Genomic DNA, 18,299 nt, shown 5'->3' with positions numbered 1-18,299 from the left:
CCGCCCCGGCCCAGACCGACTTGTCCCAGACCTATACCAACCCCACTCCCTCAACGGTGATGGGCACCGAGAACTTCGATACCAACCATGTCATCGAGTTCCAGATCGGCAATCCCAAATGGGATGCCGCCAATGCGATGACCGATCCGAGCACGCGTATCTTCCAGAAGGGCGAGGGCATCTACCTGCGCGTGATCACCCAGATGACCAGCGAGCTGGGCTCCTCTACCTACGATGCCTCGGAAAACGTCATCTTCCAAAACGACGAGGCCTCTTACGATTATCGCAAGCCCCGTGCCGACTGGAAGACGGTGTCAGCGCCCATCCACGGCTATGTGCAGTACAAGGCCCGGGGTGTGAAGAATGCTGCCGATTGCCTGCCGGTGTCGCAGCCCGAGACGTCGCCGAATATCGATCCCAGGCAATTTGTATGGGCCAACGTGACGGATGCGGGTCTTAAACTTTACACCTATAACAATGTTGGCTGCAATGCCTTCTATGCCCACGGCAAGATGAAGTTCACGAACCGCAACCAGTACGGTTCGCTCGTGTGGTCGAAGACGAGCTTCTACGAGCACGATGCCGACGCATCGCGTTCGACAGCCACTTCTGCCGTCACGAACCACGAGAATGACCCGCAGCTGAACATGGAGTTCACGGCCACCCAGAACGCCAGCTCGAATGCCATGGCCAACGTAGACGGCAACCCGGCTCAGATGACCGTGAGCAACCTCATCAACCCTACCTATCATTCGACGAACATCACCGTCACCGTGAACTTGTACGATCAGCAGAGACGCCAGGGCTTTGAGTTGACCGAGGTGCCCCATATCGCCAACGGTACGAAGGCCACCCTTAAAGATGCGGCAGGCGAGAGCATTGACCTGCGCTACCCGCTTAACATGCCCAAGAGCACGCTGCTGAAGGCAGGCCCGGCAACGGCCGGCTCCAACGGGCTGAATGGCGGCGACAATCATCGTCCCGACATCAAGATCGAGTACTATGACAAGCAGTCTGGCCGTTGGCTGCAGTATGCCGATCTGCTGGCCCTGCACAATCAGAATGTGCAGCAGGGCAACACCGTGAACATCAATCCGTTCCGCACCGTGACCCGGGTGAAGTGGACCTACTACGATGTACCGGCTTCGCAGATGGTGAACGGACAGGTTCAGCCCTATCGACTGGAGGACGTGGCCCTGGTGGGCGTCGGCCGCTATATCGACACGCGCATCAACCAGCATCGCGGCAATCCCGCCGACTCGTGGACTGGCCGCTATTACAAGGTGGATGTGGGCTATACCCATTACCATGAGGAGAATACGCAGCTTGATTTCTACAAGGTGGGGGAGAGCGGCGTTACAAAGACCGACCCGGTGAAGCACTGGCTCAACGACGGCAACCCGGCCTACCAGACCAACTTCGCCGATGCCGTGCGCACTAAGGCCGACTCCCAGGCATCGTGCGACTTCACGGTCTATCGCCGTGTGCCGGTGGTGCGCTTCCAAACCCAGGCATTCCAGAGCGAGTCCTTAGCGCTTGGGACCTACCAGCCCTTTGCCGAGCAGAAGACCGGTTACTTGCCGGGTGAGCGTATATGGTATAAGGACACGGTGTACAACGTGCCTCAGGGCACCGGAGCCAACAAAGGTTGCAGCAGCCTTGAGGGCGAGGTGTACAACCCGGTGTTCTACGAGCGTATACCCACGAAGTACCTGCTGGACGACGAGGGCAACACCATAACGGCGGCATGGCTGCAGGAGCGTCTGCAGCAGGGCGGTCATATCCGCTGGAAGGATAAGAGCGGCCATGATGTGTACGCCGATCGAACCTCGGACGTGCAGCTGCAGGTCACGCAGGTCGACCCGTTGACCGGTAAAGTGGTCGATCCTTCCGATCCCTCCTATACGCCGGTGACGGCTCCCGACTACGGTGGCATGATGGTCTACGGCAATCAGACGAAGAACGTTGCCTATGGCAACTTCGGCAAGCCTTTCGCCGATATGACGCCTGCCTCAGGCTCGACGAGCCTGAGCACTGAGTTCGCGCTCTTCCGCATCGAGTGGGTGCCGATTCCCGACGAGGAGCCCGAACCCGATCCGGACAACCCCGACCCCGACACACCGACAGGCCCGGGCGTGGGTACGCTTCCCAGTCCCCATGACCCGCTCTCGCCGGCTGATCGAACGGCGCCGGGCAACACCTGCCTGGAGGTGGGCGATACCATCGAGCTGATATTCGATGTCTATGCGGCCACCGACGGCCTTCCCCAGGTGTACGCTCAGCTGGGCAGCGGCACTGCTGCGAACGGCTCGGGTACGACCGGTCGCGAGCCGGCCTACTTCCCCCGCGTGGGAGAGTACTGGTCGAGTTGGGAAAACGAGGGCATCAACCCTCTGTCCGACAACAACTTCGGCTATACGGCCGTCAACAGCGCTGGTGTGTTCCGCGTTAACAATGCTAATGTACTGATGGATATGGACTTCCTGCACCATGATGCCGGCTTTACGGGCGACAAGCCGGGCACCGTGGATATTTGGGAGATGTTCGACGGCTCGTATACCTATTTGCCCGGTACGGCTCATAACGGTGATTCCGATCAGGGCCTCAACGGTGCCGGCCGTATCGACGAGGAAACAGGGCAAGGTGCTTTGGGAGCCGGGTTCCTCGATGCCGACGTGCGTACGAGCAATTACGTGCAGGAAGCACGCTATACCCCGCGAGAGGACATGGCAGCCGATTCGTTCCAGAAGCTTCCTCAGTCCGTGTGGCTGCTCACGCCGAATTACGAGCGTTTCAACGATAGGCAGGACGAGTACTACTACACGAATCGCGACTACTATTACTACGTCATGGAACCGCGTACCCGCGGTCAGGAAGTGCGGCTGGCGGAAGATCTGAACCGTCCCCGTCGCTGGGGCTCGCTGACGCCCATCCTGTGGTCCGAAACGCGCCTGCATCTGCAGAAGGCGTGGCTCGCTACCTCCAGTGAAATGGTTCCGGGTGCCACTGGCTCCCTTAACGAGACGGGCGACGTCGAATCTGCTCGCAAGTACAATTTGTATGACGCCCGCGAATCGTGGTCCCATAAAGAGGGAACCTGGGAGGACACCGCCATGCCGGCCTACAAGGGCTTGCTGTACGGCCAGTACCAAACGGCTCTTCAGTACCACCAAAGCTATACGGCCAAGCTCCAGGCACTCAACTATGGCGACCGTACCCTTGATGGCGTGGAGTTTACCTATATCATGCCCCGCGGTGCCGAGCCCGAGCTTGACGCCAACGGCAATCCCCAGGTGTCGGCCCAGGTGCTCAGCGGCGTGAACGGCACCAGCGGCTACGACAAGGATCCGAAGCTGAACGAATCTTGGGCGAACGTGGCAGCGGCCAACATCACCGTCGAGGTGGTGCAGACGCCTTACGGGGAGTACGCCGGCTACGACGCGCCCAGCGCGTCACAAAACCCGGCCGACTACCGCAACGGCATCACGCTGAAGTCGGGCACGACGGATCGCTCGGTCAAGCCCCAGCTCAGTACCTACGAGGCCGTGGCCTCTGACCAGCCGGGTATGCGCAACGAGTCCTATGTGGATAGCTCCCAGCCTTGGGTGCTGCGCATCACCGTGCGCCAGCCTCTGGGCAAGTGGTTCGGTCGCAACGCCGACGGCACGGCCGTGGGAGCGAACAAGAACGTGGCAGATCCCGACCAGTATCAGGGCAACGCGGGCTATAAGCTCAACGTGAACGTGAAGGCCCGCATCTTCGGTAACAACGAGAACGAGGCGTGGTACGACCGCCTGATGACCCGTCCTATCGACACGCGACCTGTGTCCGGCGCCAACGTGGCCCAAGGTCAGATACCCAGTCCGTCCAGCTCGTATTTCCAGGTATTCGACATCGATCACTTCGAGGGCAACGCGGCCGTGGCCGACACGAACAAGGCCGACGGCGATATTAACAACGCCAATCAGTTCGGTATGGATTTCCGCTTCGCCTCGCGCAAGGGCACGGGCACGGCGGACACGAATCCGGCCGAGCACGATCCTCAGTCCCATGTGGACGAGGACGGCAACTTCGATCCCGATGCGTGGGAGGCGTGCAATCTGTGCCAGAACGAGGGCGGCATGGGTCTGGCCTTCGACATGAGCTACGGCTCGCCCCATATGCCTTCGGTGGGCGGTCGCATGGTGCAGAACAACACAGTGATCGCCACCGACGACAACCCCATGGGCGCCAAAGCCACGAACACGAATCAGGTACCTTGGCTAACCGCCGCCAAGGACAAGATGCAGAATGACGACGAGACGCCAATTCGCGTGTATGCTCAGACCGGCACCTCGGCCGTGCAGCGCAAGCCTGTCATGCGTGTGTGGAACACCATTGGCGTCGACGGTGTGGGGTCTGATGCCTCGCAGTATTATATGTCGGGCGAGTCCGATGTGCGCCAGCTGAACGTGCATGTGGAGAACCGCTACTGGTGGAACGACACGGCGGTCGACCTGGCATCGCGCAACGGGGCCGAGAAGACCGAGCTGTACGAGCGGCGCACCCACACCTACTCGGTGGATGGCGGCCAGCGCGGCTCCATACCCCAGCCGGCAGTAACGGTGGTGCTGCCCGAGAACCTGGCGCCGGTGAATGCCAAGACCAACCGTCCCTATGCCCGTTTGCTCGGGGTGGCCCAGCCCTTCGAGCACACAGATGCAAGTGGTGCTCGCGAGGCTGACTGGAGCCTGAACATCGCTACCGACGCTACCTCCGACTCGAAATGGAAGCTGGCGAACAATCAGGACGTAGCCAACAATCTGTCGATGTACGACGCCACAGTCACCTATGAGGCCGTGGACGACGCCGGCACGCCGATCGCCCAAGACGGTATCACGCCGGCCCAGTGCCGCTTCGTGGTGCGCTTTACGGCGCGTTCCATAGACGAGGCGGGCAATGCGGTAGTGAACGGCCCGGCCACCGGTGAGCACTTCATCAAGTCCAACGACATGGAGACGTTTAAGTTCAAGGTGGTCACATTGGGTGATCGTGTGGCTTCTACCCAGGCAGAGTTGAACACTTTCCAGAACATCCGCACCTTCGTAACCAGCGCGGTTCCAGCTTTCAAGTTCTTCGAGGATCAGGACATCGCTCAGGATGCCTCGGGCAAGAGTCAGAACCCCTATCGCGTGGGCAACGCCTATCAGATGCGCTATAAGGGTGATACCTCGGACAAGCGCCTCGATTCGCGTGTGACCCGCGTGGCCACGGACGGAGTGGTGTACAGTTCGACGCAGCCCAACGCCGAGAAGCTTTCCCATCAGCCCCAGCATTTCTGGCATGGCAAGAACGGAACAGCCATTGACTATACGTTTGCTGCGTCGGCCACGTTGGAGAGCTTGCAGAGGGGCGGTACGCCGGTCAGCTACTTCTGCGGTCTTAAGTGCACCGAGGACTGCACCGAGGCGTGGCATCAGTGCTCCGTTACTGGCGCCAACGCCTGTGCGCCCGTGGGCGGATGCACCCCGGCCTGCAACAGCTTGTTCAATAGCAGCACGTGCACGCAAAACCTGAACCCGGTGGTTCAGGCAGGGACTTTCCAGGGACAGAACTTCTGGCCCTATGTTCCCTATCAGAATTGGCTGACTTACTACAATTACGAATGTGGGGCTAATTCGAACTATATTCCCTGGAAATGCACGGGCGTGCCGCACGATCATCGCGATATGAACGCCAACAGCACTCCCAACCGCTACAAGCGGGTTTGGAACAGTCATACCGGCCAGTACGAGTTCCACCTTATACCGCTGAATCAAAATGGAAGCTACCCCAGTGGATCCGCGGGCAACAACGTGTTCGTTCTCGACCCCGGCTATCATCCCTATTCGCATTGCGCGAATCCCTGCTGCCCCTCGGTTACCGGTATTGCCAATCCGGTCCATACCGGCTACGTGCGTTTGACCTTCGGCACCTTCGGCGTGCTGCCTGCCGATCCGGTATTTGCCGGCATGACGAACGATCTGAACGACAAGAGCTCGATCTCGAAGGAAGACGGCGAGTCGAAGGCAACGAACAAGCTGCCCGGCTTCTCGCGCCGCTATCTGGAGACCGAGCGCGGTCTGGATAAGGAAAACGTTCTTTCCCAGAGCGGCATGTTGGTGGAGGACTATTTCAACAAATTCCCGGCAAACAGCGCCTACTACAACCATCCGGCCTACACTCTGCAGAAGGAAAGCACGCGCGGACTGAACCGCGACACGACGAGCCGCCACGAGGAAGGCTACACGAACCGCGTGACGGGCACCTGCCAGGCCAGCGATGACAGCGGTATTTTGACGGGCCTCAAGCTGCGCGCCTGGAAGTCGCCGAAGCTGCAGCCCAGCTATGCAGTGGAATATCAGCGCAACGTTGACACCGACAGCACCGATTCGGCCAAGCGTGCCGTAAAGGGCCAGGAGGTGTATCCCCAGGGCGTGAAGACCGGAGATCCTCAGAAGGATACATGGCAATATGGCGACAGCCTGTGGTACGCCGCCAGCCTGGAGAACATTCGCGGAGAGGACTGGAACGACGCCTCGCCTGTGTACCACGCTAAGATGGTGTTCTCCTTCCATCTCCCCCAGCAGGTAACGCTCTATGGCGATCGCACCCTTACCGAAGATTACTTAAAGGATCTGTTTGCCAACGACGAGTGCCCCTTCTATGTGGAGTGGACGCACACTGATCGCGATCCGATCACCGGGGCCGCCAGCGAGCACCATACGGACACGCTCTATCCTGGCGACCTGATTCGCGACGGTTGGACGGTGAACATCGTCAAGCAGCCGAACTACGGAACGAGCACATACAGCGATCATGCTGTCGCCACGGGTGCGTCCGCCGATTTCGCCAAACCCGATGTTGATCAGATGACGGACAAGCCCGATGAGGGAGCGGCCACTAAGGAGAAGCGCCGCGACAGCGAGATCGTCGTTATCGAGCTGGCGCCTCCCGACGACGCGACCGACGAAGAGTTCCAGAACCATCCCTCTTTGCTGGAAGCCTATTGGGATGGCGTGCGTCCCGACGGCTATTTCGGTGTGGGCGATAAGGTCACGCTGAAGCTGCGTGTGCGCGTAGACAATATGGTAAGCACCACACTCGATACTGCGGAGGCCCCTGGCTTGAGCAGCTTTATCGACCAGAGTCTGCCGCTGCGTGATCAAGAGACCCTGCGCGCCGAGTTGTCGGCCGTGCGCAACATTGCCAAGAACCTCAAGGGCTTCCCCGATGCCCTTGGCATTGTCAGAGACAAGGGCCAGCTCGATGAGGTGTTTACTTGGAATGGCGACGGCTCGGCGGCCTACATGACCTTCCACGACACTGAGCTGAACTGGCTTAAGACTACAAATGGCGGCCCGGGGTGGACGCACCGCTGGCAAAACGCAGGCACGGGGGCCGACGGAACGACTCATAACGCTGGTGCTCTGGCGGCGGCTAAGCCCATTATGCCGATCCAAGACGTTGAAGAGGGAATTGTCCACCATGACTACGGCTTCGCCCGTCAAGAGGTGGCCGGCTTCCGCTCCGATTCGCAAATCAAAGATCACGAGCAGCAGGATATTACTGGAAGCAACAACGACTTCCTGCCTAAGGCTGACTATGATTGTGACGGTGATTTGACCGACGTATTTGCCTATGCGGAGAGCGGCACGTTCACGCTGTGGCGTCCGTCCTCATCGGTACGCGGCGATACACTTAAGCAGCGTCAGGTGGTGGGCGATCCCGATACCAAGGAGGACTCGGTTCGCGATCCCGGTATGAACAGCGAGGACGAGGGGGGAGACGGGTCTGCCGATTCCGATGACGACGGGGAGGTGGAAGACAGCGTCAATCGCTTCCTTATCACCCAAGCGGTGAATACCGGCGGTGCCGTGAACAGTTTTATCGTAGACTACCAGGTGCCGTTCTACGCAACGCGCGAAGCCACCAAGTCCGACGCTCTGCTGCCTAATCCGGGAGACGGGCGCCCCGCTTCCCAGGACGTGGTGCGCACGCGTCCCTGCGTGACCACGCTTAAGAGCGGCGTATGGGAGGTTCCAGGCTCGCAGTATGTCGAGCGGGACGGCAAGCGCGTAGCGGCGAACGATGCCGCCCGAACTGAGGAGAAGCTGCGCCTGTTCGTGATGGTGCGCATTGCTAAGGCACCGCGCGATGTGAACGGTGTGGATCTGGCAACGACGGGCTACGGCGAGCAGAACGGCACGAGCCACAACAAAAACGAGAACTATGCCAAGCTGGGTACCGATGGCGATCGAGACTACTTCTATGGCGAGGACGATGCGGCCGCTGATGGCAACACCGCTCCTGCCTCGGGCATGTGGTTGATGGTGGGCAGCCAGAACGGCTACGCCATCTCCGACAAGCAGAACGTCGAGATCGACGTACGCCAGGCTATTCGCGATTTGCAGGAGGCCGGCCAGCTGAGCAACGACATCGTGCTGGGCACGTACGGCAACTACGATGTGCGCCAGATTCGCTGGGTCGTGAAATCGGTAGAGCTCGACGACAACGGCCAGCCCAAGTACTCGGGGAAGCAGGCCTTGGTCGACACGCCCGAAACCTATGCGACGCCGGTGCCCCATGGTTTCCTCCTTGCGGTAGACGCGGCTCCCTACGATGACTCTACCGAGGAGACGAAGGCCTTCACCGCGGGCAACCAGGAAGCCGACGAGGTGGATCCCAATCGCTTTAACGTGGGCTGGGAGCGCCAGAAGAACGAGGACGGTACCTATACGGGAACGTACACCGGCGGGAAGAACGACTGGCGCTTGCTGAAGACGAAGACGTCCATGCCTACCTCGTTGACGGATCCGGCCGCCAGCGTAACCTGCGAGACCGAGGTCGTGGAGAAGTTCAGCCAAGTGCTCGGGGACGAAGAGCCCGACGAGGGAAGCGGCGACGATGTGGAGCCGACTCCCTCGGTGCACCTCAATCACTTTGTGTCCGGCGTGCTGCGCTACGACGATACGAAGTACGCCGAGTTCGACCGCGTGGGCATGGGCTTCTATATTACGGAGGAGGATCCCACGTTGCGCTTGCGCGTGAAGCAGGCCTACTTCAAGGGAACGGTCGACTCCGAGTTCGCTTGGGTAGAGGGCCAGCCGGTCATCAGCCAGGACAACTCGCGCATGATCAAATACACCATTACGCTGAACAACCTGAGCGATTCGCAGATGTTCCAGCTGGGCATTACCAACCGCAAGCAGTCGACGGCCACCAATCCCATGCTGTCCATCCTGCTGCCTTACCTGGAGGACTTCGGGCAGGCCTCCCTGCTGCAAGACGAGAACTTCCAGTACGTGCCCTATCGCTCGGTGATTACTCAGAACGAGGACGGCACCTATCCCTGCCCGTTAAACGACAACTTCAAGACCACCGCGGAGAAAGAGGCGCAGACGGTGATTATTGCTGGCGTGCCAATCACCCAGATGGTCACTACCAAGGGGGCCTACTCCCTGAACGGCTCAGCGACGGCGCCCTCTCAGAAGAATAACAACGAGGAATGTGCCACGTGGGTCGATCAGGCCGGAGTTGAGCGCAATATCTCGACCCCTATCTGGACATACCATATCGAGAAGCAGACCATGATGTTCGCTCCCGTGACGGTGGATCCGGACAAGCCCGAGACCGATCCGCTTACCTATACCGAGATGCTGGCTGATCCGACGAGCCTCGCGCCGGGCCTCGCGCTTTGGAATCCGTGGCTGTACCAGGACAACGTAAACAAGGGCGATGTGAAGGTGCGCGATCAGGAAAGTGTCGTGTCGCTGAACGGCTCTCCGGTGAAGCGCAAGTTCTTCAACTGGGCCTTCACGGGTAAGCCCACGCAGTATGGCGACATGACGCAGGCCAAGCTCCGTCCGGGCGAGGCGCTGGTCATCGAGATGCTCATGCCGATCAGCGATACTGCCACGTCGGCTCTGGGCAACGAGCTTCTGACCACCACGGGCTATGGTTACAAGGCCGGCTATTACGAGCCCTACCTGCCCGAGGGATCCACCTTCGAGTCGGTATCCTATGCTCAGGACAGCCGTGATGCCAACTTGGACGATGATCGCAACCAGCTGATCATGGCCATGCGTCTGCAGCCGTGCTCCTTCGAATCTTTGAACGCCGTGCTGCAGAATAAGTTCGCCTACACTCGTACGAACTCTCGTTACAGCAAGGTGGTGAACGGCCCAGCCCGTCTGACCGAGGGCGACGACTATTACTACGAGTCGGAGACCAGCAACCCCAGCGCCGATGAGAGCCGATCGAAGAACTACATCCGCGCCTCGTTCCTGGATATTCTGCCCTATGAGGGCGATGTCGATGCCATGAACGGCTCGTTCTCCACGTCCCAGAACCGCGGTTCTCAGTGGAACGGTTGGATCAAGGATCTCGACTCCATCAAGCTCATCCTGCGCCAACCTGGTAACGCTCACTATAACGATGGGGTCGAAGTAGAAGAGGCTTGTCATCGTATCTATGTAGGCCCCTACGAGCGACGGGGTAATAAATTGGTGGCGCTGAGTGAGGCAGATCTTATCAAGGTGTGGCAACAGGCTTCCACCAACGCAAAGAAGTCGCTCATCAATAACCTGCGTAACAACCCCAACGCATTGTACGCTCAGAAATTCATTCCGCTCAGCGAACTGAAGAGCTACGTGGCTTCCCATCCGGCTGAGGCGGAAACGCTTCAGAAGGGCCTGCGCGCCCTGTGGGTCGATATCTTGGACACTCCAAGCGCCTACACCGGCGATATGCTGTACCTGCCGCCGCGCGGCTTGTTGCGCCTCACCTACGACATGCACGCTCCTCTTAACTTGCCCAAATATCTGGGTGATCTAACGGGCAACGTGGTGTACGACATGAATACCGATGCTAAGCCGAACGAGGGCTTTGAGGGTTCGAACCCCTTGGGAGCCGCGCGCTTGGCGGAGGTGACTCAGTGGAATTCCTATGTCCATCGCGTGAACACCGCGTCCCGCAATGACTCCCAGGCAAACACGAAGAACTTGAAGCTAGAGGAAAAAGCCTACGCCGGCGTGTTCGTCGATGCTCCCGAGGAGCGCGGCTACCTGGGCGACTACGTGTGGGTGGACGAGAACTGGGATGAGAACAAAAACGATACCGCCTCGGTGGCGCTGAACTACGATGCCCTGGGCCGTCCCACCACCTACCATCAGGCGAAGAACGGTCGGTACCTGCTGTCCACGGCCACACGCTACGACAGCGTCACGGGCCAGCGTGTGGGCACCTTCACTGATGCCGACGGCCAGCAGGCCGATACGAGCACCATCCTGAAGGACATCAACTTCGACGGCCAGAAGGAAGACCCGGGCGTGAACGGCGTGAAGGTGGAACTGCTGAACGAGAACGGCTACCCCGTGAACCGCGACGGCCAGGTGGTCACCTTCAACGCCACGGTGAACGAGGGCAACGGCATCTGGCAGGAGTGCGACGAGTTCGGCAATCCGAAGTACTCCAACAACGGCTTCGCCATTGTGGCCTCCGGTGGCGCCCCGGTGTCTTTCACTACCGAGTCCGACTACTACGGCAACAAGGGCTACTGGATCCTGTCCGACCTGAAGCCTGCCGACTACAAGTTGCGCTACACCTTCCCGGCGGAGTACTCGGCCTACTCGCTCACCACGAAGAAGATCGGTCCCAGCCGCAACGTGGCCCTGGAGATCGAGCGCGTGGAGGACGACCCGAATACGGCCGCTAACGAGGCCTGCCTTATCGCCACCACCACCGACACCATCACGGTGAAGGGCCTGAAGAATGGCGATGGCTATGACAGGGAGAAGTTCCTCAACGGCGAGTACGATGCCCAGCATGTGATGTACGATGCTATGGCCACCAGCTACAGCGTGGGCATCGCCCGTCCCGTTCCCTACGAGGGCACGGTGTTCCGTGACGACGTGTACGACAACAGCGAGGAGATCGACCCCGATCTGTACGACGGCTTCATGGACTGGCAGTCCGATCCTTCCCAGACGCCGGCCGTGGGCGCCGCCGGCTACCCCGGCACCTTCGAGACCCGCAAGGAGCAGCGCGTGCCCTACATGCAGGTGTCGGTGCACGAGTACGACCCTGAGACTGGCCAGCTGAAAGATGAGATCGCCCTCGACTCCGACGGCGAGCCCGCAGTGAAGACCACGGGCATGGACGGCCTGTTCTCCTTCACCTTGAAGCCGAACCGCACCTACGGCATCCGCACGCAGGAGACCATCGTTACGCGCCGCATCACGCCAACGCCCTACGTGCACGCGAACAACCCGCTGGAGCAGGCCGTCATCGACGAGCCCATGCTGGCCTCCGACTCGACGGCGGTGAAGTTGCAGAAGCGCTACGACAACGACTTGACCGTTTATGGCAGCTCCGGCGGCCAGACGGGCCTGTTCGAGGCCGTGGTGCCCGTGGACGCCTCGGGCCATGCCGTCTACGAGCAGGGTCAGACCTGGCGCGGCTACCGGGTGAACCACCGCCTGTCCTTGGGCTTCATCGACGACACCAAGGGCTATCTGGGCGACCGCATCTGGAACGACGCCAACCACAACGGCGTGCAAGATATGGACGAAGTGGGCGTGGCCGGCGTGAAGGTGACCATCGAACAGTACTGGTGGAACCCCGAGGGCGGCACGGCTGGCATCGGCGGCTGGGAGCTGAGCCCCGACTGGGACTTCCGCACCCAGACCACGAACGCTGCGGGCAACTACGTGTTCAAGGCACTGCCCGTGTCGGTGATCGACCCGCAGAACACCATGCCCAACGCCGTCATTGACGAGAAGCCGCGCTTCCTGGCCGGCTATCGCGTGCGCATCGACCAGAGCGCGCTGGCGGCGCTGCCCGACACCTGGTCGTTCACCTACCGCAATAACGCCGCACCCCAGCTTGACGGCGAGGAGGACAAGATCGACTCCGATGCCTGCACCTCGGTGCTGCAGGCGCCTACCATGACGTCGGGCGTGACGGTGCCCAGCTTCTACTTGAACGAGAAGAGCAACGCGCCTATCCTGCAGCCCGAGTTCGAGGCGGGCACGGGACCCGATGCCATGATCGTGCTGGCCAAGCCCATGGACTTCGACGACACCTACCCCTACGAGCAGTTCGAGGTGCGCACCAGCGCCTTGAGCAGCCGCTACTACAACCTGTTCGAATCGATGCACACGGGCCGCTGGGATGCGGGCCTGGTGCGGGTGCCCACGGCGGCCATTTCTGGCCTGGTGTGGAAGGACGCGAACTACGACGGCGTGCAGAAGCGCACCGCCGACGGCTCCCTGGCCGCCGACGAGCCCGGCATGGCCGGCGAGCGTGTGCTGCTGACCCAGTGGTACTTCGATCCGACGCGGGTAAACCCGCTCGACGACAACAGCCACTGGTTCCAGAACCTGGGCTTCGGCACCGACAACCGCACGACGGGTATCGTCACCGACGGCCTTACCGCGGCCGACGACGCCACCGTGGCGGCGGGCGACGTGGCGGTGCTGACCGACGAGAACGGCCGCTACGTGTTCGACAACCTGCCGACGGCCTATACCAGCAACGCCGGTGAGCAGTACCTGGCCGCCTATCGCGTGCGGCTGGATGCCATGCACGTGGATGACCCGGGCACGCCCGAGGCGATCCACTGGCTGCCCACGCGCGCCCACCACGCCGGCGCCCTGGCGGCCACCGACGCGGTGCGCCTCGACTCCGACCTGCTGGACGACGCCACTCGCGAGCTGATCGGCCGCGAGCCGCTGCTGGGCGCCGGCCAGTCCGGCAGTCGCCCGCGCCACGGCCAGATCATCTTGGCCCGCTCGGTGGCCCAGCCCAACGCCACTCAGGCCTCCCATGTCACTCTGCCGAGCACCGATGTGATTGCCGGGGCCCTGGGCAATGCCGGCACATCCTTCGACTGGCTGCACGTGCGCAACGACGCCCTGCAGAACGACGGCAGCTACGAGATTTCCGGCGGCGATGCCGGTCAGCTGCCGGCGCCCACAGCCGACATCGACGGCGTGCTGTGGTACGACCTGAACAACGACGGCGTGCGAGACGATGTGGAGACCGGCGTGGGCGGCATCCGCGTGACGCTGGAGCGCTACATTCCCGATCCCGACAACGAGGACGGCGACGGCGACGGCTGGAAGGCCGACCCCGAGTGGTACACCGGTTGGGGCGTGGACGACCCGGCCTTCGAGGCCGATGATGACCCCGATCCGTGGAAGGCCTACGAGGCCGATTGCCAGAAGGGCATCGGTTCGCCGGCGGCCGGCCACAGCCAGCTGACGGCGGACAACGGCGGCTACCTCTTCGCCGACCTGCCCACCCAGCGGGTGGAGGACGATGGCACGCCTGTGGTGTACGCCTATCGCGTGAAGGTGACCGTGGCTCCCGACATTCGCTACAGCTACCTGATCGCGAAGTACCAGCAGGGCGGCGACTTCACCCTCGACTCCGACCTGCGCGCGGCCGATGCGTCGTTGATGAACACCGACGCCCGCGAGTACGACGTACTGCTGGACCGCGCTGACGACGAGGCCTTCCAGGGCAACGTGGTGAAGGCCGCGGCGCCCAACAACCCGAACCATGGTTTCCACGGCGCCATGGCCGGCGTGCTGGGCATCTTCGCCGAGGCCATGGGGGTCGAGTCGCCGATGAACTACGCCTACGACCGCGCCAGCGCCACGGACCGCCGCTACAACGACGGCTCGGTGGAGAACCCCAAGCGCGGTATTATCGAGGGCCGGGTATGGAAGGACACGAACTACGACGGCGATCAGGCTATGAGCGGCGGTTCCTATGATCAGAGCGAACCCGGTATGGCCGGCGTGAAGGTGCGTCTGCAGCGCTGGATGTGGGACAGCCCGGCCGAGGGCGAGCCCAAGCAGTGGATCAAGGGCACCGCCGAGGAAGTAACTACCGATGCCAACGGCGTGTACCGCTTCGAGAACGTGCTGGCCGCCACCCGCAAGGAGAACGAGACCACCATGGTGCTGCTGGGCTACACCGTGGAGGTGGACGGCGACGAGGAGAAGGGCGCAGGTGCTTATCCCGTCACCTTGCGCGAGCAGACTACGGCCGCTGCGCCCTCCAAGGTCGGACGCCCGAACACCTACGGCGACGAGCTGGCCTATACCGAGGATGCCTATCCGGTGCGCTGGACTGTGGACGATAGCTGCCAGCGCAACGGGGTGCGCATGCTGGACGGCCGCCTGATCATCGCGAACGCCTCGGTGGCCGCCACGCAGCCCGAGAACAATGTGCGCGGCTTCGACATCTCCAGCGTGTACGATGTGAAGCACCTGGATGCGGGCTTCGTGCCGCCGGTGAACTCCACCATCGAGGGTGTGGTGTGGAACGATACCAGCTACGACGGCAAGCGTGATTACGCCACCTCCCTTGATGGAGCTGCGGCGACGCATGCCGGCGTCGAGCCCGAGTATGGCCTGTCCGGGGTGACGGTGGTGCTGACCCGTTACGTGCGCAACGGCGAGCACTGGGTGCCCGATACCGACTTTGGCACCGAGGGCGCCATGCGGACGTCCACCGACGACGAGGGCGTGTACCGCTTCAAGGATCTTCCCGGCTTCAAGCGTCTGAGCCAGGACAGCTACACGCTGTACGCCTATCGCCTGCGCTTGGAGGATACGCCCGAGGCCTCGCTGTGCACGCGCTTCCATGTGAGCACGGCGGGTAACCGCTTCGACTCTGACGTGCTCAGCGATTCGGCAGGCACGCCTATGGGCCTAAACGAGGTGTTCGTGGAGGGCGCCAACGGGCGTGTGCGCAATGACGGCTACGTGCTGCTGGCCCGTCCCACCAGCGCCAGCCGCGCCTCGCAGTACTCGTTCACCTATGCGGGCCTGTCCTACGACCCCGTCGAGCCGGCCCTGCGCCAGCGCGGCGGCGATGCGGGCTTCCGCGAGCCCTCGGGCCGCGAGATGGCCGGCGTGGTGTGGTCCGACGACAACGACGGCATCCGCCAGGATGGCGAGCCGGGCATTCCCGAGGTGAAGGTGGAGCTGCGCCGCTACTGGTACAAGGCCGGTGTGGACGGCGAGCCCGGCCTGTGGGTGCTCGATCGCGACTTCCACGGCGAGGCGACCGAGCCCGAGCAGCCCGAGGGGCCGAGTGAGCCTGGGGAGCCTGTCGAGCCCGGGGAGCCGACTGAGCCTTCGGAGCCGACTGACCCGACTGACCCGACGGAGCCAACTGACCCGACCGATCCTACGGAGCCGACTGACCCTGGTGAGTCTACCGATCCGACGGAACCCTCCGAGCCTGTTGAGCCTATGGATCCCGAAGAGCCCGGCGAGTCTACCGACCCCGAAGAGCCGGGTGAAACAGAAGAGCCTGAAACACCTGAAGCGCCCGAAACGCCGGTAGTTGCCGCGGTCATGAAGGTGATGGCTGCTGCCTTCGTGAGTGTCGACGAAAGCGAAGTGCCTACCGAGCCCAGTGAGCCGACCGAACCGACCGAGCTCGGTGAGTCTACGGAGCCCGAAGAGCCCGGTGAACCTACCGACCCGGTTGAGCCCGTGGAGCCCACCGATCCTGTCGACCCTTCAGAGCCGACTGACCCCACTGAGCCTGACCAGCCCACGGAGCCTTCCGATCCCGACCAGCCCGCCGATCCAACCGACCCCGATCAGCCGGTCGAGCCCGAAGACACTTGGGTTCCGCGTTCGGTGCTCACGGCCGAGGACGGCACCTGGTCCTTCGAGAACTTGGACGCTGTGGGCGTACGCGAGGTGGACGGCCAGGAGCGCTACGTGGTGTACGGCTACCGTGTGAACATCCCCGAGATTCCCGGTAGCTACGGCGTGACCGTGTTCGGTCGCGGTGATGCCACGGTGACGAATTCGAGCCTGGACGAGTACACCACGCGTCTGGTGCCCGACGAGCCGCAGAACGGACTGACCGTGCTGGCTATGCACTACAACGACAACGAGGACGTGCGCGCGCTCATCGAGAATGGCCCGCAATACACCGGCGGCAATCGCTGGTCGCGGGTGGGCGCCAACGATTATCTGGAGAATGATGCGGGCCTCGTGTACATGCGCGTTGCCGCCATCAAGGGCCATGCGTGGAACGATGACGACAACGACGGCCTGCAGCGCGGTGACGAGGAGCGTCTGCCGGGCGTGGAGATGCGTCTCGAGCGCAAGTACATTGATGGTGCCGAGGCACCTGAGAAGTTCGGCTGGCTCCTTCCCGACGGTGCTCCCGGCAGTGACCTGGACGAGGAGGGCGAGCCGCTGGAGAAAGCCGAGCGCTACGACCCGAATGCGGTGGCTCCCGAGCCCGAGCCCGATTTGCCGGTAATCCCTGATGAGCCCACGGCTCCCGAGCCGGGGGAGAGGGATGACGCTCCCGGTATCGATGCCGGCGAGACGCCCAGCGAGGGAGGACCTTCCACGGGCGAGGGCAGCGGCGAAGGCGTTGAAGCGGCAGCTCCGCTGGCCGATGTGAACGAGCCGGATCAGTCGGTCGATGGCGACGGGCCGGTCGAGCCGACTCAGCCGGGTGATACGGTCGAGCCCGAAGCTCCGTCTGTGCCCGAAGCGCCTGCAACGCCCGATGCTCCCGCCGATTCCGAAACTCCGGCCGAGCCCGAGGCCCCCAAGGCCAACGAGTGGGAAGTGGTCGCGGTTCAGCGCACCGATGAAGAGGGCAGCTACTCCTTCGAGAACCTGCCGGTCATTGATGACGAGGGCCGTGCCTATTGCTACCGTGTGGTGGCCGACCGTCCCGATGAGTCGAAGTTCGTGCCTGCCGACGAGGGCGAGAACGACAACATCGACAACGACCTGAACCCGGTCTACCTTGCGGTCGAGCAAACCATGACCGTAGACGGTGTGGAGCAGCCCGCTAGCGACGACAGCATTGCTCCGCAGGCTGAAGTGGCGGACGGCGAGTCCAGCGAAGGCGAAGAGGAGCCGGAGCCCGCTTCGGGTGCCACCGACAGCATGCACGTGGTGCACCAGCTGAACCGTGGCCTGAACGCCTATGGCCAGTACTGGCAGAAGCTCGAGCCCGACGAGTGGACATCGGTGCAGATGCGCTCCGTCGACTTCGGCGTCCACTGGGAGAATCCCGAGGACTACGACGATTGGCTGACGCGGCTCATCGAAAGCGGATGGTCTACGAGGATCATAAAGGCTACGCCGTTGCCGCAGACAGGCGACTTGGTGGCTATGCTGTTGCTGCTATTGCTGATTGCCGCCGCGGCTGCAACCGCGCACGAAGCGCGTCGCCGCATGCGTCGAAAGTCCGAGGCAGCAGATGTCTTAAAGGACTAG

The 18,299-nt window shown here is 62.0% G+C and carries 1 protein-coding gene (only partly in view); it reads left to right on the top strand.

What is annotated here, in order from left to right:
- A protein-coding gene (locus tag QZ307_RS01590) for an SdrD B-like domain-containing protein (RefSeq protein WP_295994797.1) crosses the window boundary here: on the top strand, positions 1 to 18,299 show its 3' portion. Its footprint begins 15,595 nt before the window's first position; 18,299 of the gene's 33,894 nt are visible here — the last part of the coding sequence; its start codon lies off the left edge, out of view; the stop codon is at positions 18,297 to 18,299.

Origin of the sequence: uncultured Adlercreutzia sp. (genome assembly GCA_910585575.1) — a bacterium.
Taxonomy (GTDB): Bacteria; Actinomycetota; Coriobacteriia; order Coriobacteriales; family Eggerthellaceae; genus Adlercreutzia.
This window is presented reverse-complemented; position numbering and strand designations above follow the sequence as displayed.